Raw genomic sequence first — 21,625 nt, 5'->3', positions numbered from 1 at the left:
CTTATCACTCTTTTGTGGGGCGGTCGGTGGCGCGGCGCGCTCAGACCTTCGTCAGCCAGTGCGCGTACTTCGCGTTCTTGCCCGACACGATATCGAAAAACGCCGACTGGAGCTTTTCCGTGACGGGGCCGCGCGCGCCGCTGCCGATCGTGCGGTTGTCGAGCTCGCGGATCGGCGTGACTTCAGCGGCCGTGCCGGTGAAGAACGCCTCGTCGGCCGTGTAGACCTCGTCGCGCGTGATGCGCTTCTCGATCACCTCGATGCCGGCGTCCTTCGCGAGCGTGATGACGGTATCGCGCGTGATGCCGTCGAGGCACGACGACAGGTCGGGCGTGTACAGCTTGCCGTTGTTCACCAGGAAGAAGTTCTCGCCAGAGCCTTCCGACACGTAGCCGTCGACGTCGAGCAGCAGCGCTTCGTCGTAGCCGTCGGCCGTCGCTTCCTGGTTCGCCAGGATCGAGTTCACGTACCAGCCCGACGCCTTCGCGCGCACCATCGACACGTTCACGTGGTGGCGCGTGAACGACGACGTCTTCACGCGGATGCCCTTCGCGAGGCCTTCCTCGCCGAGGTACGCGCCCCACGGCCAAGCGGCGATCGCGACGTGGATCGTGTTGCCCTTCGCGGCCACGCCGAGCTTTTCCGAGCCGACCCAGATGATCGGGCGCAGGTAGCACGACTCGAGCTTGTTCTCGCGCACGACTTCGAGCTGCGCGGCTTCGAGCGTTTCCCGGTCGAACGGCACGTCCATCTGGAAGATCTTCGCCGAATTCAGCAGACGTTTCGTGTGCTCGTACAGGCGGAAGATCGCGGTGCTGCCGTCGGCCGACTTGTACGCGCGCACGCCCTCGAAGACGCCCATGCCGTAGTGCAGCGTGTGGGTCAGGACGTGGATCTTGGCGTCGCGCCAGTCGATCAGCTTGCCGTCCATCCAGATCTTGCCGTCGCGGTCGGCCATTGACATAGATTTCTCCTGGGATGCGGTTGTATGCAGCGTTGAGCCGGAAAGACGCTTATTTTAGCGTCATTTGAAGGCGATCCGGTCGGTCGGCGCGGGGCCGGCGCTATAATCGCCCGGTACCGATTCCAATAACGACGGGTCGTACCGGCAGGAGGCGCCGGCGCCCCGACGAACCGCCCGCTGCGGCCCGCTTCCCATGCTCGCTCGATTGTCCGCCACCGACCGCTTCGCGCTGATCCAGGGCGCGCGCGATTATTCCCCGACGCTGATGGCGATTTTCTCGTGGGGGCTCGTCACCGGCATCGCGATGAGCAAGTCGGTGATGACACTCGGGCAGGCGAGCGCGATGTCGCTGCTGGTCTACGCGGGCTCGTCGCAGCTCGCGGTGCTGCCGCTCCTCGCGGCGAAGCTGCCGATCTGGACCATCCTGCTCACGGCCGCGATGGTCAACACGCGCTTCGTGATCTTCAGCGCCGGGCTTGCTCCCCATTTCTCCTACCTGCCGCTGTGGCGGCGCCTCGCGATCGGCTATTTCAACGGCGACGTAATCTACCTGCTGTTCCAGAAACAGGGCTTCGCGTATGGCCACGTGCCCGGCAAGGAGGCGTATTTCTGGGGGATGGCGCTCGCGAGCTGGCTGTCGTGGCAGGTGTCGTCGCTCGCCGGCATCCTGCTCGCGAGCTTCTTCCCCGCGAGCTGGGGGCTGGAACTGGCCGGCACGCTCGCGCTGATCCCGATCATGGTGTCGGCGGTCGCGAACCGTTCGACGCTCGCGGCCGTCGCGGTCGCCGGTGTCGTGTCGCTGATCGCGTTCGACCTGCCGTACCGGCTCGCGCTGCCGCTTGCGGTGCTCGCCGCGCTCGCGGCGGGCTGCACGGCCGATTTCTTCGTCGAGCGGGCCGACTGGCGGCGCATCCGCACCGAAACCGTGCACGAAAAGGAAATCGAATGAGCGCGACGGATATCTGGATCGTCATCATCGGGATGACGATCGTCACGGCCGTCACGCGCGCGCTGTTCCTGATCGGCGGCGAACGCACGGTGCTGCCCGAACGCGCGCAGCGCGCCATGCGCTATGCGCCGGCGGCGGCGCTGGTCGCCGTCGTGCTGCCCGACGTGCTCGAAACGCCGGCCGGGCTGTCGTTCGCGCTGTCCAACCATCCGTTCTACGCGGCGCTCGCTGGCCTCGGCTGGTTCTTGTGGCGGCGCAGCATGCTCGGCACGATCGTCGTCGGGATGCTCGTGTTCACCGCGTTGCGCCTGATCTTCTGATGGGCCGCCGTTCAGGCCCGCCGGGTGCCGGCCGCTCGCGCGGGTGCATTGCTGCGTTGCGGCAATATGTCCGTTCCCGCCCGCGATCCCAAATAGGCGGAATTCGCCGCCCGCGGGTCAGTCTGCCGGGTGGATCGGCTAGAATGCCCGTTCAAGATTTTTTACCCGTGCGCGTCATGCGAACCGCCAGCCACGGCCGCATCCGGCGCCCTTTCGCGGCAGCCCGCGCACGTCCAGCGTGAACCCCCTTTCCCCATCCACTACTTCAATTTGTCCAACATGAGCCAAGTCAAGCGTCTTACCGACCTGATCGCCGCCGGCCAGCTCGCCGGCAAGCGGGTATTCATCCGCGCCGACCTGAACGTCCCGCAGGACGACCAGGGCAACATCACCGAAGACACGCGCGTGCGCGCGTCCGTGCCGGCCATCCAGGCTGCGCTCGACGCCGGCGCGGCCGTGATGGTCACGTCGCACCTCGGTCGCCCGACCGAAGGCGAATTCAAGCCGGAAGATTCGCTCGCGCCGGTCGCGAAGCGCCTCGCCGAGCTGCTCGGCCGTGACGTGCCGCTCGTGTCGAACTGGGTCGAGAACGGCGTGAACGTCGCGCCGGGCCAGGTCGTACTGCTCGAGAACTGCCGCGTGAACAAGGGCGAGAAGAAGAATTCGGACGAGCTCGCGCAGAAGATGGCGAAGCTCTGCGACGTGTACGTGAACGACGCGTTCGGCACCGCGCACCGCGCGGAAGCGACCACGCACGGGATCGCGAAGTACGCGCCGGTCGCGTGCGCGGGCCCGCTGCTGGCCGCCGAACTCGACGCGCTCGGCAAGGCGCTCGGCAACCCGGCCCGCCCGCTGGTGGCGATCGTCGCCGGCTCGAAGGTATCGACCAAGCTCACGATCCTGAAGTCGCTGGCCGGCAAGGTCGACCAGCTGATCGTCGGCGGCGGCATCGCGAACACGTTCATGCTCGCGGCCGGCCTGTCGATCGGCAAGTCGCTCGCGGAAGCCGACCTCGTCAACGAGGCGAAGGCGATCATCGACGAAGCACGCGAGCGCGGCGCATCGGTGCCGATCCCGACCGACGTCGTGACGGCCAAGGAATTCTCGCCGACGGCTGTCGCCACGGTGAAGCAGGTCGCCGACATCGAAGCGGACGACATGATCCTCGACATCGGCCCCGATACGGCCAAGGCGCTCGCGAGCCAGCTCGAGAAGGCCGGCACGATCGTGTGGAACGGCCCGGTCGGCGTGTTCGAGTTCGACCAGTTCGGCAACGGCACCAAGACGCTCGCGGAAGCGATCGCCAAATCGTCCGCGTTCTCGATCGCGGGCGGCGGCGACACGCTCGCGGCCATCGCCAAGTACGGCATCCATGACCAGGTCAGCTACATCTCGACGGGCGGCGGCGCCTTCCTCGAGTTCCTCGAGGGGAAGAAGCTGCCGGCGGTGGAAGTGCTGGAAACGCGGGCGGCCTGAGCGTGGCGGCGCGCGCAGGGGTGATGAAGGCCGCGCGCTCCGTGAAAGCGGAGCAGCCGGCCGGCGCGGGCAAGCGCAAACGCGCGCCCGCGCGGGCGAACACCGCCCCGCGCGCACCGGCGGCCGCTGGCGACGCGGCCGAGCAGCACCACGAGATTCAGAACAAAGCGATGCCGGGCGCAAGCACCGGCACGCCCCCCGGAACGGCCGCCGCTGGGCCCGCCGTTTCCGGCTCTCGCAGCGTTTCACCCAGCGCATCCACCTTGATCCAGATGAGGAGTTTCATGCAGCGCGCCACCAAGATAGTCGCCACGATCGGCCCGGCTTCCAGTTCGCCGGAGATTCTGCTGCAGATGATGCAGGCGGGCCTCGACGTCGTGCGGCTCAATTTTTCGCACGGCACGGCCGACGATCACCGCCAGCGCGCCGAGATGGTGCGCGAGGCCGCCCGCAAGGTCGGCCGCGAGATCGCGATCATGGCCGACCTCCAGGGCCCGAAGATCCGCGTCGGCAAGTTCGAGAACGGCAAGACGACGCTCGAGCCGGGCCAGGCCTTCATCCTCGACGCGGGCTGCGAGCTGGGTAACGACGAACGCGTCGGCCTCGACTACAAGGAACTGCCGCGCGACCTGCGCACGGGCGACCTGCTGCTGCTGAACGACGGCCTGATCGTGCTGACCGTCGAGCGCGTGCTCGGCGACGAGATCCACACGATCGTCAAGGTGGGCGGCGAGCTGTCGAACAACAAGGGCATCAACCGCCAGGGCGGCGGCCTGTCGGCGCCCGCGCTGACCGCGAAGGACATGGAAGACATCCGCACCGCGATGTCGCTCGGCGCGGACCTGGTGGCGGTGTCGTTCCCGAAGAACGCGACCGACATGGAAATGGCGCGCCAGCTCGCGAACATCGCGGGCGCGCCGTACGGCATCAAGCCGAAAATGATCGCGAAGATCGAGCGCGCGGAAGCGATCCCGGCGCTGCAAAGCATTCTCGACGCGTCCGACGGCATCATGGTCGCGCGTGGCGACCTCGCGGTGGAAGTGGGCAACGCGGCCGTGCCGGCACTGCAGAAGCGGATGATCCGGATGGCGCGCGAGTCGAACAAGCTCGTGATCACCGCGACGCAGATGATGGAATCGATGATCCACGCACCCGTGCCGACCCGCGCGGAAGTGTCGGACGTCGCGAACGCGGTGCTCGACGGCACCGACGCGGTGATGCTGTCGGCCGAGACGGCCGCCGGCAAGTATCCGGTCGTGACGATCGAGACGATGGCGGCCGTGTGCGTCGAGGCGGAAAAGTCGGAGCACGTCGAGCTGGACAAGGATTTCCTCGACCGCACGTTCACGCGGATCGACCAGTCGATCGCGATGGGCGCGCTGTTCACCGCGTACCACCTGGGTGCGAAGGCGATCATCGCGCTGACCGAATCGGGCGCGACCGCGCTGTGGATGTCGCGCCACTACACGCACGTGCCGATCTTTGCGCTGACGCCGCGCGTCGGCAGCGAGCGCACGATGGCGCTGTACCGCAACGTGACGCCGCTGCACGTCGACTTCAACAGCGACCGCGACTCGGCGCTGCAGGCGGCGCTCGAGATCGTCGTCAAGCAGGGCTACGTGCAGCACGGCGACATGGTCGTGCTGACCGTCGGCGAGCCGATGGGGCAGGCGGGTGGCACCAACACGCTGAAGATCGTGCGGGTCGGCGAGCACTATTGAGCGCCGACTGAGCATCGGGCCGGCCTGCGGGCCGGCCGCCCGGATCGGCTGAAAAAAGCGATCCGGCACCGTTTTTCATGCGAAAGCCGCGTGGGGTCCGAAGCCCCACGCGGCTTTTTTTCTCTTTTTTGCCCGCATTGTGCCGTGCGAACGTAACAAATTGCGAGTCGGCGCCACCGGGCGGTCGGAATCGGAGGCGCTTCGCGATAAAATGCCGCTATTCGACGCTCAGCCGCGCCGCGCCACCCCGGAGTCGAACGGGAGCGAGCGCCGCGCCGGCGTCAGGGCGCACCGGTTTTCATTCCAAGGAGTTCCACAATGCCTCTCGTATCAATGCGTCAATTGCTGGACCACGCGGCAGAGCACGGTTATGGCCTGCCGGCCTTCAACGTGAACAACCTGGAGCAGGTCCAGGCGATCATGGCGGCGGCGGACCAGGTTGGCGCGCCCGTGATCATGCAGGCATCGGCCGGCGCGCGTAAGTACGCGGGCGAGCCGTTCCTGCGCCACCTGATCGAAGCAGCCGTCGAGTCGTACCCGCACATCCCGGTCGTGATGCACCAGGATCACGGCCAGTCGCCGGCAGTCTGCATGGCCGCGATCCGCAGCGGCTTCACCAGCGTGATGATGGACGGTTCGCTGGAAGCCGACGGCAAGACGGTCGCGTCGTACGAGTACAACGTCGACGTGTCGCGCAAGGTCGTCGAGATGGCGCACTCGATCGGCGTGACGGTCGAAGCCGAACTCGGCGTGCTCGGCTCGCTCGAGACGATGAAGGGCGACAAGGAAGACGGCCACGGCGCGGAAGGCACGATGACCCGCGAGCAGCTGCTGACCGATCCGGAGCAGGCCGCCGACTTCGTGAAGCTCACGCAGTGCGATGCACTCGCGATCGCGATCGGTACGTCGCACGGCGCGTACAAGTTCTCGAAGAAGCCGACGGGCGACATCCTGTCGATCCAGCGCATCAAGGAAATCCACGCGCGCATCCCGAACACCCACCTCGTGATGCACGGTTCGTCGTCGGTGCCGCAGGAACTGCTGGCCGAGATCCGCGAATTCGGCGGCGACATGAAGGAAACCTACGGCGTGCCGGTCGAGGAAATCCAGGAAGGCATCAAGCACGGCGTGCGCAAGATCAACATCGACACCGACCTGCGTCTCGCGATCACCGGTGCGATCCGCCGCTACCTGTTCGAGAACCCGGGCAAGTTCGATCCGCGCGACTACCTGAAGCCCGCGCGCGAAGCGGCGAAGCAGGTTTGCGTCGACCGCTACCTCGCGTTCGGTTGCGAAGGCCAGGCCGGCAAGATCAAGCCGGTGTCGCTCGACAAGATCGCCGAGCAGTACAAGTCCGGTGCGCTCGCACAGGTCGTGCGCTAAGACTGTAGTACGATTGCCGCGCCGAAAGGCAACGGCAAGGCTGTTCGGCCGGGTTTGATCCGGCCCCACAGCCGCTCCGTCCGGCCGAACGAGGGCCGGCCGGCAACCGCCCGGGCGCTGACGCCCGGCCGGTTCGCCGACGTATTGCAAGACCGCCGTTCCCGCCTGCCGCGGGGAACGGCGTTTCCCTTTTTGTTTGGCTCCTTATCTGCGAAAAGACGATGTCTACCCTCTACGAATCCACGCTCCGCTCGCTGCCGCTCCTCGGTCGCGGCAAGGTCCGCGATAACTACGCGGTCGGCAACGACAAGCTCCTGATCGTCACGACCGATCGCCTGTCGGCATTCGACGTGGTGATGGGCGAGCCGATTCCGAACAAGGGGCGCGTGCTGAACCAGATGGCGAACTTCTGGTTCGACAAGCTCGCGCACATCGTGCCGAACCACCTGACGGGCGACGCGCCGGAAGCCGTCGTCGCGGCCGACGAGGTCGAGCAGGTGAAGGGCCGCGGCGTGGTCGTCAAGCGCCTCGAGCCGATCATGATCGAAGCGGTCGTGCGCGGCTACCTGGCCGGCAGCGGCTGGAAGGAATACCAGGCGTCGGGCGCCGTGTGCGGCGTGCAGCTGCCGGAAGGCCTGCAGAACGCGCAGAAGCTGCCCGAGCCGATCTTCACGCCGGCCGCGAAGGCCGAGATGGGCGAGCACGACGAGAACATCACGTTCGAGGAAACCGAGCGCCGCATCGGCACCGAGCTGGCCGCGACGATCCGCGACATCTCGATCAAGCTGTACAAGGAAGCGGCTGACTACGCGGCGACGCGCGGCATCATCATCGCCGACACGAAGTTCGAATTCGGCCTCGACAACCACGGCCAGCTGTACCTGATGGACGAAGTGCTGACGGCCGATTCGTCGCGCTTCTGGCCGGCCGACCAGTACGAAGTCGGCACGAACCCGCCGTCGTTCGACAAGCAGTTCGTGCGCGACTGGCTCGAGGCGCAGCCGTGGGGCAAGACGGCGCCGGCGCCGGCGCTGCCGGCCGACGTCGTCGAGAAGACGGCCGCGAAGTACCAGGAAGCGCTCGAGCGCATCACGGGCCAGGCGCTCGCCTGATCGGACTTTGCATGGGACCAGAGTAAGTGCTGAAGCACTAACTCTGGTCGACAGGAACTGAACAAATGAGTGAAATCCAGACTGCCCACACGCACAGCGCGCCGCTCGTCGGCGTGCTGATGGGATCGAGTTCCGATTGGGACGTGATGAAGCACGCGGTTGCCATCCTGCAGGAATTCGGCGTGCCGTACGAAGCGAAGGTCGTGTCCGCGCACCGGATGCCCGACGAGATGTTCGACTATGCGGAGAAGGCGCGCGAGCGCGGGCTGCGCGCGATCATCGCGGGGGCCGGCGGCGCCGCGCACCTGCCGGGCATGCTGGCCGCGAAGACCACGGTGCCGGTGCTCGGCGTGCCGGTCGCGAGCAAGTACCTGAAGGGCGTCGATTCGCTGCACTCGATCGTGCAGATGCCGAAGGGCGTGCCCGTCGCGACGTTCGCGATCGGCGAGGCCGGCGCTGCGAACGCCGCGCTGTTCGCGGTGTCGATCCTGTCCGGCAACTCGGTCGACTATGCGAACCGCCTCGCCGCGTTCCGCGTGCGCCAGAACGAAGCCGCGCACGCGATGGTGCTGCCGCCGCTGGAATGACGGCGCACCGGCGGCCGCGCGTCGCGGCTGCCTGACCTCCCCACTGCGGCGGGCAGCGCCCGCCGCGACCGATCACTGACATGACCGCAACTCCTGATTCCGTTTCCCCGATCCTGCCCGGCGCGTGGCTTGGCATGGTCGGCGGTGGCCAGCTCGGCCGCATGTTCTGCTTTGCTGCCCAGTCGATGGGCTATCGCGTCGCCGTGCTCGATCCCGATCCGACGAGCCCCGCCGGCACGGTCGCCGACCGCCACCTGCGCGCGGCCTACGACGACGAAGCCGCACTGGCCGAACTGGCCGAACTGTGCGAGGCGGTGTCGACGGAGTTCGAGAACGTGCCGGCCGCGAGCCTCGATTTCCTCGCGCGCACGACGTTCGTCGCGCCGGCCGGCCGCTGCGTCGCGGTCGCGCAGGACCGGATCGCGGAGAAGCGCTTCATCGAAGCGTCGGGCGTGCCCGTGGCGCCGCACGTCGTGATCGAATCGTCGGCGGCACTCGCCGCGCTCGACGATGCCACGCTCGACGCGGTGCTGCCGGGCATCCTGAAGACGGCGCGCCTTGGCTACGACGGCAAGGGCCAGGTGCGGGTGAGCACCGCGCAGGAAGCGCGCGACGCGCATGCGGCGCTGAACGGCGTGCCGTGCGTGCTCGAGAAGCGCCTGCCGCTGAAATACGAAGTGTCGGCGCTGATCGCGCGCGGCGCGGACGGCCGCTCGGCCGCGTTCCCGCTCGCGCAGAACGCGCACCACAACGGCATCCTCGCGCTGACGGTCGTGCCCGCGCCGGCCGCCGATGCGGCGCGCGTCGAAGAGGCGCAGCAGGCCGCCGTGCGGATCGCCGATACGCTCGGCTACGTCGGCGTGCTGTGCGTCGAATTCTTCGTGCTGGAAGACGGTTCGTTCGTCGCGAACGAGATGGCGCCGCGCCCGCACAACTCCGGCCACTACACGGTCGATGCGTGCGCAACGAGCCAGTTCGAGCAGCAGGTGCGCGCGATGACGCGCATGCCGCTCGGCAATCCGCGCCAGCATTCGCCGGCCGCGATGCTGAACATCCTCGGCGACGTGTGGTTCCCGAACGGTGCGGCGGCTGATGCTGTCACGCCGCCGTGGGACACGGTCGCGGCGATGCCCACTGCGCACCTGCACCTGTACGGCAAGGAAGATGCGCGCGTCGGCCGCAAGATGGGCCACGTGAACTTCACGGCCGAAACGCGCGACGAAGCCGTTGCCGCGGCCACCGCGTGCGCGCAGCTGCTGCGCGTGCCGCTCGACTGAGCCAGCCGATGTCCATCGATCTTCCGAACTCCGTGACGGCCGCGCAGATCGACGCGGCCGCCGCGCTGCTCGATGCGGGCCAGCTCGTCGCCTTTCCGACCGAAACCGTCTACGGGCTCGGCGGTGACGCGGCGAACCCCGAGGCCGTCGCGCGCATCTACGCGGCGAAGGGGCGGCCCGCGAATCATCCGGTGATCGTGCACCTGCCGCCGGGCGGCGATCCTGGCTACTGGGCCGACGATCTGCCGGCCGACGCGCAGGCGTTGATCGATGCGTTCTGGCCGGGCCCGCTGACGCTGATCCTGAAGCGCCATGCGCGCATTCCGGACGCCGTGAGCGGCGGCCAGGATTCGGTCGGGCTGCGCTGCCCGTCGCATCCGGTCGCGCAGGCGCTGCTGGCCGCGTTCAGCGCGCGGCGCGGCGGGCACGGCGGCGTGGCTGCGCCGTCCGCTAACCGGTTCGGCCATGTGAGCCCGACCACCGCGCAGCATGTGCGCGACGAATTCGGCGACACCGTGCACGTGCTGGACGGCGGTGCATCGGAGGTCGGTATCGAATCGACGATTCTCGACCTGTCGCGCGGCTTCCCGGCGCTGCTGCGCCCGGGCCACGTGACGCCGCAGCAGATTGCCGATGTGCTCGGCCGCGCACCGCGGCTGCCGGACGGCAGCGACGCGACCGCGCCGCGCGCGTCCGGCACGCTGAAAGCACATTACGCGCCGCGCACGCCGCTTGCGCTGCTGCCGTTCGACGCGCTCGAGCCGCTGCTCGCGGCCGCGCAGACCGACGGCGAGCGGGTTGCGCTCGTCGCACGCGCGTCGCGCGCGGGACGCTGGGCGCAGGCCGACGGCGTGCATTTCGTCGCGGCGCCGGAAGATCCGCAGGCGTATGCGCGCGACCTGTACGGGATGCTGCGTGCGCTCGACCGCGCGCAGGTCGCGCGGATTCTCGTCGAGAAGCTGCCCGAGACCGTCGAGTGGATTGCCGTCAACGATCGTCTCGGCCGCGCGGCGGCCGCGTTCGAAGCGCGCGACTGACGCCAATCCCGGCACTGGAATGAAAAAACGCCCGACCGGCAAACCGGTCGGGCGTTTTCGTTTGGGCGCGTGGTCGGCGGCTTACTTGCCGACGCCGGACTTCGCGATCTGCTGTTCGACGTACTGCGCGAACAGTGCATGCAGGCGCGTCGTCGGGTGGACCGTGTCGGCGAACATGTAGGTCTGGTCCGCGTTTGCGACCGTGTAGGTCTGCTGCGAGCAGAACAGCGACGAGCCGAATGCGGTTGCGTTCGCGACGCCGTACTGCGTGGCGGCCTGGACCATCGCCTTCAGGTTACAGGCCGTGTCGGTGTTCGACACCGCGAAGCCGTTCGCCTTGTAGTTCGCGAGGATGCCGTCCTGCCACGTGAACGTGTCGAGCAGCACGTACTTGGTCGTGTCGACCTTGAGTGCCTGCAGCGTCGCGGCGAGCGTGCCGTTGAACAGCATCGACAGTTGCGTGAGGGTCGTCTGCGTGCCGCCTTGCAGCGCGAGCGGCGTGCCGCCGATATCCGGCACGTTCGACACGAACACGTGCGTTGCGCCGGCGGCGACGATCTGCTGCACGATGCCCGCGAGCTGTTGCGCGGCGGCGCCGATGTTCTGCTGCAGTTGCGTCGGCGTGATCGCGCCGGCCTGCAGCGCCGCGACCTGGTAGAAGATGTCGTTCGCGCCGCCGTTCAGCAGCACGACCTGGCCGGCGTTGAAGCTGCCGTGCTGTGCCACGTATTGCTTGACCTGGTCGGCGATCGGCGTCGTGGTCGCTTGCGCGTAGTCGGCGTTCGGCACGCTGGCGTCAGCGTGGCCGATGCCCGGCTGTTGCGTCACGCGCGAGCCGCCCTGTGCGTAGCCGAGGCCGCCGGTGGCCTGCAGCGGAATCCCGAACCCGCCCTGGTTCGCGGGCTGCAGCGTGTCGCCGTAGTATTGCGCGACGTTCTGCGTCCACACCTGGCCCGGGTTGGTCGTGAAGCGGCCGCCGCCGAAGCCGAGCTTGATCTGCGAGTAGGTGCCTGCGTCGGACAGGCTGTCGCCGAACGACACGACCTGCATTTTCACGCCCGACGGCGGCGTGTTCGATGCGCTGTTGTTGTTGTCGTCACCGCCGCCGCATGCGGCGAGCAGCGCGAGCGCGGCGCCGGCGATCGCGACTTGCGCGGTGCGCAGCATGCGCTGACGGGTGCGGGCGGGTGCGTGTTGTTGTGTCTGCATCGTTCGATCTCCTCGTAGATATGGCCTGATGTGTTTCTCATCTGCCGCGTGCCTGCTCGGTTCCGGGCTGCGCGGCGGCCGTTGGCTGAAACGGTTTATTGGTCTCGCGCAGCCGCAAGCGGCACGATGCGCGGATCGGGGTTCGCGGCCTCGGCAATCTGCGCATGATAAGCGCTCGCCCATTCGGGCGGGCCGAAAATCGCGCGCAGCTTGTTGCGCCAGCCGTCGACGCGCAACGCGTCGCCGGCCATCGACACCCACTCGTGGAACGTCGCGACGAGCGGGTTGTTCGAGCCGAGCCGCTCGACGATCCCGTACTGCGGCGGATCATCGGGCGTTTCCTCGACATAGCTGCCGAACAGGCGATCCCAGATCACAAGGACGCCTGCGTAATTGCGGTCGATGTAGCGCGGGTTGCGCGCATGGTGCGCGCGGTGGATCGACGGCGTGTTCAGCACGTATTCGAGCCAGCCGAGCTTGCCGATTGCCTGCGTATGCACGAAGAACTGGAACGCGAGGTTGATCAGCACGATGCCGACGACCTGTTGCGGCGGAAAGCCGACGAACGCGAGCGGCAGCCAGAACACCCACATCCCCGCGACCGGGTACATCAGGCTCTGGCGGAACGCGGTCGAGAAATTCATCCGCTCGGACGAGTGGTGCACGACGTGCGCGGCCCACAGCCAGCGCACGCGATGGCTGGCGCGATGGAATACGTAGTAGAGGAAATCCTGCGCGACGAACAGCACCGCGAACGACAGCCAACTGTCGTGCCAAGTGAACAGGCGATAGTGCTGGTAGCAGTACGCATAGACGGGGATCACGAACAGCCACGCGATCTTGTCGGCGCCCTGGTGCATCAGGGCGAGCGCCGCGTTGCACAGCGTGTCGCGCCACGCATAGACGTGGTCCTGCGCACGAGTGCGGGCGAGGTGCCAGGCCTCCCACGCGATGCAGAGCAGGAAGACGGGCGCCAGCGCGAGCAGAAGCAATTCGACGTCGAATCGCATGGGCGTGTCTCCTTCTTTCCCCTGCAAGCCTTGAGGCCGGGCGTATGGCCCGTTGTAGATATCAGTCAGGCCAACAGCCTACGCAATCGCCACGCGCTAGGCGAGGGGGGAGCGTAGAGGGTTCCCTCTGAGGACAGGGTTTTTACGGAAGCCGCGCGGCACGGGGCCGGGCGGTATGGCCCTGTTTTACGGGCGCGGGTGGCGCGTAGTGCGTCGCGCGCCGGTGGCGGCGACCGTTTCAAACCGGGGCGGGCGGGATTCGGTGTGCGGGGGTGCCGTCAGGCCGCCCCGGCGGTCCGCCGGGGCGACCCGTTGTACGCGTGCCGCCCCGATGCACAGGCGCGACGAGCGCACCGGCAGCAGGCCACCGGCGCGCCGTGTGTCGCGGCGCGGAAACGTCAGTGCGCGCCCGAGTAGATCCACTCGAGCAGCGAGTCGTGCGCGGCGCGCGCGGCTTCCGCGTGATCGTTGTTGATGAAGCTCACGACGATGTAGCTCTGGCCGTCCGCACCGGCGACGTAGCCGGCGATCGCGCGCACGTCGCGCAGCGTGCCGGTCTTGATGTGCGCGTTGCCGAGCACGCCGGCGTTGGTGAGGCGGTTCTTCATCGTGCCGTCGATGCCGGCGATCGGCAGCGAATCGACGAAGGCCTGCGCGACCGGGCTCGCGTTTGCGGCCTGCAGCAGCGCGGCGAGCGACAGCGCGCTCACGTGCTCTTCGCGCGACAGGCCCGAGCCGTTTTCGAGCACGAGGTCGGGCATCGCGATGCCGTTCTTCTGCAGGAACGCCTGGATCACGCGGCTCGACTGCTCGGGCGTCGCGGGCGGCTTGCCGCTGACCGCGCCGATCGTCAGGAACAGGTTGCGCGCCATCACGTTGTTGCTGAACTTGTTGATGTCGTAGACGATGCTGCCGAGCACCGGGCTGTGATGCACGGCGAGGGGCCGCGCGGTGGTCGGCACCTTGCCTTCGCTCACCGGCCCCGTGATCGTGCCGCCGTCCTGCTGCCATAGCGCAAGGAAGCCGCGCGCGAAGAACGTCGTGTGATCGAGGATCGCGAGGTTGGTCGTGTGCGCGCCGCAGCGCAGTGGGTAGTCGCCGGCGAACGAGGCGGTCATGATCCCGCTGCCGGCGGTCAGCGTCGGACGCGCGGCCGCGGCGGCCGCGCTGCACGAGCCCGAGCCTTCGACCAGCTGGTTGTCGATCGACAGGTCCGCGAGCGGCGGCAGCACGTCGACGGCCACCTTGCCGTCGTCGCCCGGCGTGACCGTGAACGACACGGCCTTGAATGCGTACAGCAGCGGATCGGGGCCGACGTTGTACGGTGCGCTCGCGTCGTCGTCGAACGAAGGGAGATCGCGCGTCGAGGTCGCGAAGTAGCTCTTGTCGAGCACCAGGCCGCCGGCCACGCGCTTGACGCCGGCCTTGCGGAGCTTGTCGACGAGGTCGATCAGCTCTTCGGGCACGAGCTTCGGATCGCCGGTGCCCTTGATGTACAGGTTGCCCTGCAGCGTGCCGTCGGGGTCGATCGTGCCGTCCGTGTAGGCGGTCGTGCGCCAGCGGTAGTCGGGGCCGAGGATCGACAGGCCCGAGAAGGTCGTCACGAGCTTCATCGTCGAGGCGGGCATCATCGGCCGGTTCGCATTCCACGCGATCAGCGGTTCCGGATCGCCGACGCGCTCGACGACGACGCTCATCGCCGACGCCGGCACCTTCGCGCGCTGCAGCGCGACGAGCACGGACGCCGGCAGGCCGGCCGCACGCGCGGCGGGCGACACGACCGTGGTCTTGCGCGCTTCCTTGTGGGATTTCTTGCGGGCCTGCGCGGACGGTGCGAAGGCGAGGGCGGTGCAGGTGGCGACGATGGCGGCCGCCCGCAGGCAGACGCGGGCACGGGGGGCGAACCGGGTGGAAAGATCGGAAATCGGCATGAGCGAATACGGGAGAAGCACGACGTTCGGGCAGGGCGCGCGCGGCGCCAAAGCGCATATTGTAGAGACAAGTCCGGACAGCCCCCTTGCAATCCGCCTTTCTGTTGCATTGCATGGTGCCGCGGGCCCGGTTCGCGGCGCTACAATGGTCGGCGTGTTTGACTCGCCCCATGGATGCCTGTCCCGATGCGGATTCTGCTTGTCGAAGATGATCGAATGATTGCCGAAGGCGTGCGCAAGGCGCTGCGCTCGGACGGCTTTGCGGTCGACTGGGTGCAGGACGGCGACGCCGCGCTGACGGCGCTCGGCGGCGAGACGTACGACCTGCTGCTGCTCGATCTCGGCCTGCCGAAGCGCGACGGCATCGACGTGCTGCGCACGCTGCGCGCACGCGGGCTGGCGCTGCCGGTGCTGATCGTCACTGCACGCGACGCGGTGGCCGATCGCGTGAAGGGGCTCGACGCGGGCGCCGACGACTACCTCGTCAAACCGTTCGACCTCGATGAACTCGGTGCACGGATGCGCGCACTGATCCGCCGCCAGGCCGGACGCAGCGAATCGCTGATCCGTCACGGCGCGCTGACACTCGATCCCGCTTCGCACCAGGTGACGCTCGACGGCGTGCCCGTCGCGTTGTCCGCGCGCGAGTTCGCGCTGCTCGAGGCGCTGCTCGCGCGGCCCGGCGCGGTGCTGTCGAAGAGCCAGCTCGAGGAGAAGATGTACGGCTGGGGCGAGGAGATCGGCAGCAACACGGTCGAGGTCTACATCCACGCGCTGCGCAAGAAGCTCGGCTCGGACCTGATCCGCAACGTGCGCGGGCTCGGCTACATGGTCGTCAAGGAAAGCTGACGCGTGAGGTCGATTCGTCATCAATTGCTGATCTGGCTGCTCGCGATCGTCGTCGCGGGCGTGGGCATCGCGGGCTGGCTCATCTACCGGCAGGCGCTCGCCGAAGCGAACGAACTGTTCGACTACCAGTTGCAGGAAATCGCCGCGGCCTTGCCGTCGGAGCCGTTCTCGCAGGTGTTCGGCTCGCGCACCAACGGCGACGAAGGCATCGTGATCCAGATCTGGAACCGCAACGGCGTGCTGATGTACTTCTCGCATCCGCGTGCGCCGATCGCGCCGCGCGCGGAGCTCGGCTTCTCGACCGAGCGCACCGATCGCGGCGAATGGCGCGTGTACGGCGCGATCGTCGGCGACAACGTCGTGCAGCTCGCGCAGCCGCTGTCGGTGCGCAACCGGCTCGCGGCGAACGTCGCGCTGCGCACGCTGTGGCCGCTGATCGTGCTGCTGCCGTTCCTCGGCGCGGCCGTGTGGGTGATCGTCGGGCGCGGGCTCGCGCCGCTCGGCCGCGTGACGCGCGCGGTCGAGGCGCGCCGGCCGGAAGCGCTCGATCCGCTGCCCGATGCGCGCCTGCCGCTCGAGGTGCAGCCGCTCGTACGGGCGCTGAACGGGCTGCTCGCGCGGCTGGCGGCCGCGCTCGACACGCAAAAGGCCTTCGTGGCCGACGCCGCGCACGAACTGCGTACGCCGCTCGCGGCCGTGCAGATCCAGGCGCAGCTCGTCGCCCGCGCGAAGGACGACGCATCGCGCCGCGAGGCGGTCGCGGATCTCCAGGATGGCGTGTCGCGAGCGACGCGTCTCACGGAGCAGCTGCTCGCGCTCGCACGCGCCGAACCGGATGGCGCGACGATGCGCGAGCCGGTCGACCTGCAGGCATTGCTTGCCGAATGCGTGGCCGCGCTTGCGCCGCTCGCGCAACGGCACGACATCGATCTCGGCTTCGAGGAGACGCGTGCGGCGAGCGTCGTCGCGGACGTCGGCGCGTTGCGCGTGATGTTCGGCAACCTGCTCGACAACGCGGTGAAGTACACGCCGGACGGCGGCCGCATCGACGTGTCGCTGACCCGCGACGCGGCCGGTCGCGCATGCGTGCAGATCGGCGACAGCGGGCCCGGCATTCCGGCCGACGAGCGCGAGCGCGTGTTCGACCGCTTCTACCGCGACAGCTCCGCGCGGGCGCGCACCGACGTGTCGGGCAGCGGGCTCGGGCTCGCGATCGTCAAGCGCGTGGCCGCGCAGCAGGGTGCAACGGTGTCGCTCGGCGACGCGGCTGCAGGCGGGCTGCTCGTCAGCGTCGTGTTCCGCGATGCCGAGATGCCGGCCGAGGCGCCGCAGCCGTCCGAATCCGTGTGAAGAACGCCGCCGGGCGGCCGCTTAAGCCCCGCTTAAGGCTGATTAAGCCTCCTTTAAGTCAGGGTCGTTACGCTGCGTCCTAACAAAGAGGAGGTCCTACGATGAACACCCGATTCCTTGCGCGCGGCGCCGTCGCGGTCGCCGTGGCGGCCGCCCTGTCCGCCGGCTATGTCGCCGGCACCCGCCGCGCCGATCCGCAGATCATCACGCCCGCACAGGCGGCGGCGCTGATGCCGGCCGAAGCGGCCGCGAAGACCGGCATCCCCGATTTCTCCGGGCTCGTCGAGACCTACGGCCCGGCGGTCGTGAACATCAGCGCGAAGCACGTCGTGAAGCAGGTGTCGCGGCGCGTGCCGCAGCCGCAACTGCCGATCGATCCGAGCGATCCGTTCTACCAGTTCTTCAAGCACTTCTACGGCCAGGTGCCGGGCATGGGCGGTGACGCGCAGCCGGACGACCAGCCGAGCGCGAGCCTCGGTTCCGGGTTCGTCATCAGCTCCGACGGGTACATCCTCACCAATGCGCACGTGATCGACGGCGCGAACGTCGTCACGGTCAAGCTGACCGACAAGCGCGAATACAAGGCGAAGGTCGTCGGCTCCGACAAGCAGTCCGACGTCGCGGTGCTGAAGATCGACGCAAGCGGCCTGCCGACCGTGAAGATCGGCGACCCGGCGCAGAGCAAGGTCGGCCAGTGGGTCGTCGCGATCGGTTCGCCGTACGGCTTCGACAACACGGTCACGTCGGGCATCATCAGCGCGAAGTCGCGTGCGCTGCCGGACGAGAACTACACGCCGTTCATCCAGACCGACGTGCCGGTGAACCCCGGCAACTCGGGCGGCCCGCTGTTCAACCTGCAGGGTGAGGTGATCGGCATCAACTCGATGATCTACTCGCAGACGGGCGGCTTCCAGGGCCTGTCGTTCGCGATCCCGATCAACGAGGCGATCAAGGTGAAGGACGAACTCGTGAAGACGGGCCACGTGAGCCGCGGCCGCCTCGGCGTCGCCGTGCAGGGGCTGAACCAGACGCTCGCGAGCTCGTTCGGACTGCAGAAGCCGGACGGCGCGCTCGTCAGCTCGGTCGATCCGAACGGCCCGGCCGCGAAGGCCGGCCTGCAGCCGGGTGACGTGATCCTGTCGGTCAACGGCTCGCCGGTTGCCGATTCGACGTCGCTGCCCGCGCAGATCGCGAACCTGAAGCCGGGTTCGAAGGCCGACCTGCAGATCTGGCGCGACAAGTCGAAGAAGTCGATCAGCGTGACGCTCGGCGCGATGGCCGACGCGAAGCTCGCGTCGAACGACGGCGGCCCTGTTGAACAAGGGCGCCTGGGCGTCGCGGTGCGTCCGCTGTCGCCGCAGGAGCGCAGTGCCGACAACCTGTCGCACGGCCTGATCGTGCAGCAGGCCGGCGGGCCGGCCGCGAACGCGGGCATCCAGCCCGGCGACGTGATCCTCGCGGTCAACGGCCGCCCGGTCACGAGCCCCGAGCAGTTGCGCGACGCGGTCAAGGGCGCGGGCAACAGTCTTGCTCTGCTGATCCAGCGCGATAATGCACAGATCTTCGTGCCGGTCGACCTGAGCTGACCGGCCACGGCCGACGGCCGGCCAGGCCGGCCGCAGCGGGCGCCGCCGCCGTGCTGAATGGGTGACGCAGCGCCCTGTATGTGTTCCGACCCCAAGGAGAGAGCCATGCAATATCTACGCAACGTGTCCCGATTTGCCGTCGCCGCGGCGCTGGCCGCCGGCCTCGCAGCCGGAGCGACCGGCGCGTACGCGCAGTCGGACGGCTTGCCCGCCGCGCGCCAGCAGGGCGACGTCACCTTCGTGTCCGGCGGCGTCGGGCAGGACGAATCGACGGCGTTCCAGCGCAACGAGCCGAGTTGGCCGCTGGCGCTGCGGTTCACCGGCAAGGGCGGCGAGTTCCTGGCCGACGTCCATGTGCGGATCGTCGACGGCAAGGGTGCCGAAGTGCTGAAGACCGACGCGCGCGGGCCGTACATGCTCGTGAAGGTGCCGCCGGGCCGCTATACGGTGCATGCGTCGTACCAGGGCAACGAGGAGTCCCGCGCCGTCACGGTCGGCGCGAAGGGCGGCGCGAAAACCGCCTTCCAGTGGAGCGCGCAGTAGTCCGCCGCACGTGGCCCCGGCCGGGGTCGCGCATTCGGCTGCGGTTTCGCCCATAATGAAAGCCACGGCACCCGTGCCGTGGCTTTTTTCGTTTCCTGAGCCTGGCATGGCCTGGCCGCCCCAAGGAGAAACGATGTCCGACGCAGCCGACCCTCGTCTCGAAATCGTGCCGAACCGCCATCGCGTGCGCGTGATCCATCGCGGCATCACGTACGCCGATTCGCACGGCGCGCTGACCGTGCGCGAAACGGGCCTGCCGGACACCCACTACCTGCCGCGCGGCGACGTCAACATGCGCCGGCTCGTGAAATCAGGTGTCACGTCGGCCTGCCCGTTCAGGGGCGAGGCCGTGCACTTCGACTTGCAGACGGAAGACGGCGTGATCGAGAACGCCGCATGGAGTTACGAGGAACCGAAGGAGGCCGCGTTGGCGCTCGCGCACTACGTTGCCTTTGACGCTGCACGGATCGACAGTCTCGTCGAGACGTCCTGATGCGGCGCGTGTTCATCGGGGAGGCGTCATGGAACTGAACGACACATTACGCATACCGCTCGCCCCGCCTGTCGTGCGGGAGGCGTTCGAGGATCTCGCGTTGCTGCGCGCGAGCTTCGAGCATTGCGAATCCTTCGAGAAGCTTGCGCATGGCGAGTTTGCGTTGACGATCACGGTGCCGCTCGGCCCGCTGCGCGCCCGCTACGACGTGCGTGCGCATGCAGCCGCCGAGCAGGGTGACGCGGAAGGGCAGCCGCGCCGCGTGCTCAACTTCAAGGCGCGGGCCGACGGGCTCGGCGCGCTGCGCGGCCAGGTCGAACTCGTGCTCGTGCCGGATGACGACGAGAACGCCACGCGCATCGAGTACGTGGTCTGGGCGACGGCGAGCGGCCCGCTCACCGAGCTGCCGGGGCGGCAGATCGAAAATACGCTGCGCGAATGGACCGACGACTTCTTCCGCGAATTCTGCGCGGTCGTGCAGGCGAAGCACGGTCTTGCGCCGAATCGCGCGCGCTCGGCCGCGCCACGGCGCCAGCATGTGTTCCTGCGGCCGGCGTCGCTGGTGGCCGCGACGAAGCGCGCGTTGCCACCGCACCTCGGTGGCGCGCTGACCGGGCGTGCCGCCGGCGCGCTTCCGCATCGCGGCTCCGGCACGGTGCCGGTGTGGGCGTGGGCCGCGATGATCGTCTTCATCGCGCTGCTGCTGTACGCGGCACGCTGGATCAACGGCGGCTGAGCGACCGGCCGGTTCCGCGGCGAGACGTGCTCGCCGCGCGCGTTACCGCACGACCTCGGCGCCGGCTCCGGCGCCGCGAAATTCCCTTCGGTATGCCGACGGCGACGTGCCGAGCGCGCCCGCGAAATGCTGGCGCAGCGACACGCTCGACCCGTAGCCGGCTGCCTGCGCGATCGCATCGATCGATTGCCCGGTGGTTTCCAGCAGATGCTGCGCGCGCGCGAGCCGCTCGGCCTGCAGCCACGCGGTGACGGTCGTGCCGGTCGCCTGGCGGAAGTGGCGCGTGAACGTGCGCCGGCTCATCAGCACGCGTTCGGCGAGCGAGTCGACGCTGTGTGCGGCGTCGAGGTGGGCGCGCACCCAGTCGAGCAGGCCCGCGAGCCGTGCATCGCGCGGATGCGCGGCGACCGGCTGCGGCACGTATTGCGCCTGCCCGCCCTGGCGATGCGGCGGGATCACGAGGCGGCGCGCGATCTGGTTCGCGGCGTCCGAGCCGAAGCGCAGCCGGACGACGTGCAGGCAGCAGTCGAGCCCGGCTGCCGTGCCGGCCGACGTCATCAGGTTGCCGTCGTCCACGTACAGCACGTCCGGGTCGAGCTTCACGCGCGGAAAGCGTCGCGCGAAGTCGTCGGCCCATGCCCAGTGCGTGGTGGCCGGGCGGCCGTCGAGCAGGCCGGCCGCGGCGAGCACATAGGCGCCGAGGCACAGCCCGACGAGCTGCGCGCCACGCGCGGCGACCGCGCGGACGGCGTCGAGCAGCACGTCGGGCGGCGCTTCGTCCGGATCGCGCCATGCCGGCACGATGACGATGTCCGCATCGTCGAGCCCGTCGAGCCCGTATGGCGCGGTGATCGTGAAGCCGCCCGTCGTCGACAGCGGGCCACGTTCGGCCGAGCAGACGCGAAACTCGAACGCGGGCGATGCGGCCGCGTCGCGCTCCTTGCCGAACACGACCGACGGCACCGACAGGTGGAACGGGCTGATGCCGTCGTACGCGATCACGGCAACGACGGTCGGAACGGGCGGGGCGGGCCGGGTGGACGAGGCGGCGGCGGTCATGGCGGGCTCCGGAATGGCGATGGCCCGATTCTA

Annotated in this window: 21 protein-coding genes; 15 read left to right on the top strand and 6 right to left on the bottom strand. The window is 68.5% G+C overall.

Going from position 1 to position 21,625, the window contains the following annotated elements; all coding sequences use genetic code 11:
- Positions 1–40 precede the first annotated feature (40 nt).
- Positions 41–964, bottom strand: coding sequence for a branched-chain amino acid transaminase (locus tag BCEP18194_RS19995; RefSeq protein WP_011353071.1), 924 nt, complete (start codon positions 962–964; stop codon positions 41–43).
- 193 nt (positions 965–1,157) lie between these two features.
- Here BCEP18194_RS19995 and BCEP18194_RS19990 point away from each other — a divergent pair, with 193 nt between their 5' ends.
- The 3 genes from BCEP18194_RS19990 to BCEP18194_RS19980 all read left to right on the top strand — a co-directional run bounded on the left by BCEP18194_RS19990 (position 1,158) and on the right by BCEP18194_RS19980 (position 3,709).
- A complete protein-coding gene (locus BCEP18194_RS19990) occupies positions 1,158–1,913 on the top strand; it encodes an AzlC family ABC transporter permease (RefSeq protein WP_011353070.1) in 756 nt (251 codons plus the stop codon).
- Positions 1,910–2,233, top strand: coding sequence for an AzlD domain-containing protein (locus BCEP18194_RS19985; protein WP_011353069.1), 324 nt, complete (start codon positions 1,910–1,912; stop codon positions 2,231–2,233). The genes BCEP18194_RS19990 and BCEP18194_RS19985 overlap by 4 nt, the downstream gene beginning before the upstream one ends.
- A 279-nt stretch (positions 2,234–2,512) precedes the next feature.
- Complete coding sequence (locus BCEP18194_RS19980; protein ID WP_011353068.1) at positions 2,513–3,709, top strand: phosphoglycerate kinase; 1,197 nt, start codon at positions 2,513–2,515, stop codon at positions 3,707–3,709.
- A gap of 157 nt (positions 3,710–3,866) precedes the next feature.
- On the opposite strand, the gene BCEP18194_RS42275 is transcribed toward BCEP18194_RS19980, so the two are convergent.
- Positions 3,867–3,995 carry a hypothetical protein gene (locus tag BCEP18194_RS42275; protein ID WP_260865387.1) on the bottom strand — a complete coding sequence of 43 codons (129 nt, stop codon included), beginning with the start codon at positions 3,993–3,995 and terminating at the stop codon, positions 3,867–3,869.
- Between BCEP18194_RS42275 and pyk the strand changes: the two genes are divergently transcribed.
- The 6 genes from pyk to BCEP18194_RS19950 all read left to right on the top strand — a co-directional run bounded on the left by pyk (position 3,994) and on the right by BCEP18194_RS19950 (position 10,826).
- A complete protein-coding gene (gene pyk, locus BCEP18194_RS19975) occupies positions 3,994–5,430 on the top strand; it encodes a pyruvate kinase (protein WP_011353067.1) in 1,437 nt (478 codons plus the stop codon). The genes BCEP18194_RS42275 and pyk overlap by 2 nt on opposite strands.
- A 318-nt stretch (positions 5,431–5,748) precedes the next feature.
- Positions 5,749–6,813 carry a class II fructose-bisphosphate aldolase gene (gene fba / locus BCEP18194_RS19970; protein ID WP_011353066.1) on the top strand — a complete coding sequence of 355 codons (1,065 nt, stop codon included), beginning with the start codon at positions 5,749–5,751 and terminating at the stop codon, positions 6,811–6,813.
- Between the two features lie 221 nt (positions 6,814–7,034).
- Positions 7,035–7,925 carry a phosphoribosylaminoimidazolesuccinocarboxamide synthase gene (locus tag BCEP18194_RS19965; protein ID WP_011353065.1) on the top strand — a complete coding sequence of 297 codons (891 nt, stop codon included), beginning with the start codon at positions 7,035–7,037 and terminating at the stop codon, positions 7,923–7,925.
- A gap of 65 nt (positions 7,926–7,990) precedes the next feature.
- Complete coding sequence (purE, locus tag BCEP18194_RS19960) at positions 7,991–8,512, top strand: 5-(carboxyamino)imidazole ribonucleotide mutase (RefSeq protein ID WP_006481724.1); 522 nt, start codon at positions 7,991–7,993, stop codon at positions 8,510–8,512.
- Between the two features lie 80 nt (positions 8,513–8,592).
- Positions 8,593–9,789 carry a 5-(carboxyamino)imidazole ribonucleotide synthase gene (locus tag BCEP18194_RS19955; protein ID WP_011353064.1) on the top strand — a complete coding sequence of 399 codons (1,197 nt, stop codon included), beginning with the start codon at positions 8,593–8,595 and terminating at the stop codon, positions 9,787–9,789.
- Between the two features lie 8 nt (positions 9,790–9,797).
- Positions 9,798–10,826: an L-threonylcarbamoyladenylate synthase gene (locus BCEP18194_RS19950; RefSeq protein ID WP_011353063.1), complete on the top strand. Its 1,029-nt coding sequence runs from the start codon at positions 9,798–9,800 to the stop codon at positions 10,824–10,826.
- A gap of 81 nt (positions 10,827–10,907) precedes the next feature.
- Here BCEP18194_RS19950 and BCEP18194_RS19945 read toward each other — a convergent pair whose 3' ends face one another.
- The 3 genes from BCEP18194_RS19945 to dacB all read right to left on the bottom strand — a co-directional run bounded on the left by BCEP18194_RS19945 (position 10,908) and on the right by dacB (position 14,976).
- A complete protein-coding gene (locus tag BCEP18194_RS19945) occupies positions 10,908–12,035 on the bottom strand; it encodes an SGNH/GDSL hydrolase family protein (protein WP_011353062.1) in 1,128 nt (375 codons plus the stop codon).
- 95 nt (positions 12,036–12,130) lie between these two features.
- A complete protein-coding gene (locus BCEP18194_RS19940; protein ID WP_011353061.1) occupies positions 12,131–13,045 on the bottom strand; it encodes a sterol desaturase family protein in 915 nt (304 codons plus the stop codon).
- A 398-nt stretch (positions 13,046–13,443) separates the two neighbouring features.
- Complete coding sequence (gene dacB, locus BCEP18194_RS19935; protein ID WP_011353060.1) at positions 13,444–14,976, bottom strand: D-alanyl-D-alanine carboxypeptidase/D-alanyl-D-alanine endopeptidase; 1,533 nt, start codon at positions 14,974–14,976, stop codon at positions 13,444–13,446.
- 186 nt (positions 14,977–15,162) lie between these two features.
- Here dacB and BCEP18194_RS19930 point away from each other — a divergent pair, with 186 nt between their 5' ends.
- From BCEP18194_RS19930 to BCEP18194_RS19905, 6 genes are all read left to right on the top strand, one after another.
- Entirely contained in the window at positions 15,163–15,825 is a 663-nt protein-coding gene (locus tag BCEP18194_RS19930; RefSeq protein ID WP_039360640.1) for a response regulator, read from the top strand.
- Positions 15,826–15,828: 3 nt separating this feature from the next.
- Complete coding sequence (locus BCEP18194_RS19925; protein ID WP_011353058.1) at positions 15,829–17,175, top strand: ATP-binding protein; 1,347 nt, start codon at positions 15,829–15,831, stop codon at positions 17,173–17,175.
- Positions 17,176–17,276: 101 nt separating this feature from the next.
- A complete protein-coding gene (locus BCEP18194_RS19920) occupies positions 17,277–18,761 on the top strand; it encodes a DegQ family serine endoprotease (RefSeq protein WP_011353057.1) in 1,485 nt (494 codons plus the stop codon).
- A gap of 105 nt (positions 18,762–18,866) precedes the next feature.
- Positions 18,867–19,304, top strand: a complete 438-nt coding sequence (locus BCEP18194_RS19915; RefSeq protein ID WP_011353056.1) for a carboxypeptidase-like regulatory domain-containing protein — start codon at positions 18,867–18,869, stop codon at positions 19,302–19,304.
- Between the two features lie 133 nt (positions 19,305–19,437).
- Positions 19,438–19,797, top strand: coding sequence for a DUF427 domain-containing protein (locus BCEP18194_RS19910; protein WP_011353055.1), 360 nt, complete (start codon positions 19,438–19,440; stop codon positions 19,795–19,797).
- 28 nt (positions 19,798–19,825) lie between these two features.
- Positions 19,826–20,533, top strand: a complete 708-nt coding sequence (locus BCEP18194_RS19905) for a CoxG family protein (RefSeq protein WP_011353054.1) — start codon at positions 19,826–19,828, stop codon at positions 20,531–20,533.
- A gap of 42 nt (positions 20,534–20,575) precedes the next feature.
- On the opposite strand, the gene BCEP18194_RS19900 is transcribed toward BCEP18194_RS19905, so the two are convergent.
- Positions 20,576–21,592 carry a helix-turn-helix domain-containing protein gene (locus BCEP18194_RS19900; RefSeq protein WP_011353053.1) on the bottom strand — a complete coding sequence of 339 codons (1,017 nt, stop codon included), beginning with the start codon at positions 21,590–21,592 and terminating at the stop codon, positions 20,576–20,578.
- Positions 21,593–21,625: the final 33 nt, after the last annotated feature.

The sequence above is a fragment of the Burkholderia lata genome (genome assembly GCF_000012945.1).
Taxonomy (GTDB): domain Bacteria; phylum Pseudomonadota; class Gammaproteobacteria; order Burkholderiales; family Burkholderiaceae; genus Burkholderia; species Burkholderia lata.
The sequence above is the reverse complement of the archived record's forward strand: the minus strand, read 5'-3'. Positions and strand labels throughout refer to the sequence as shown.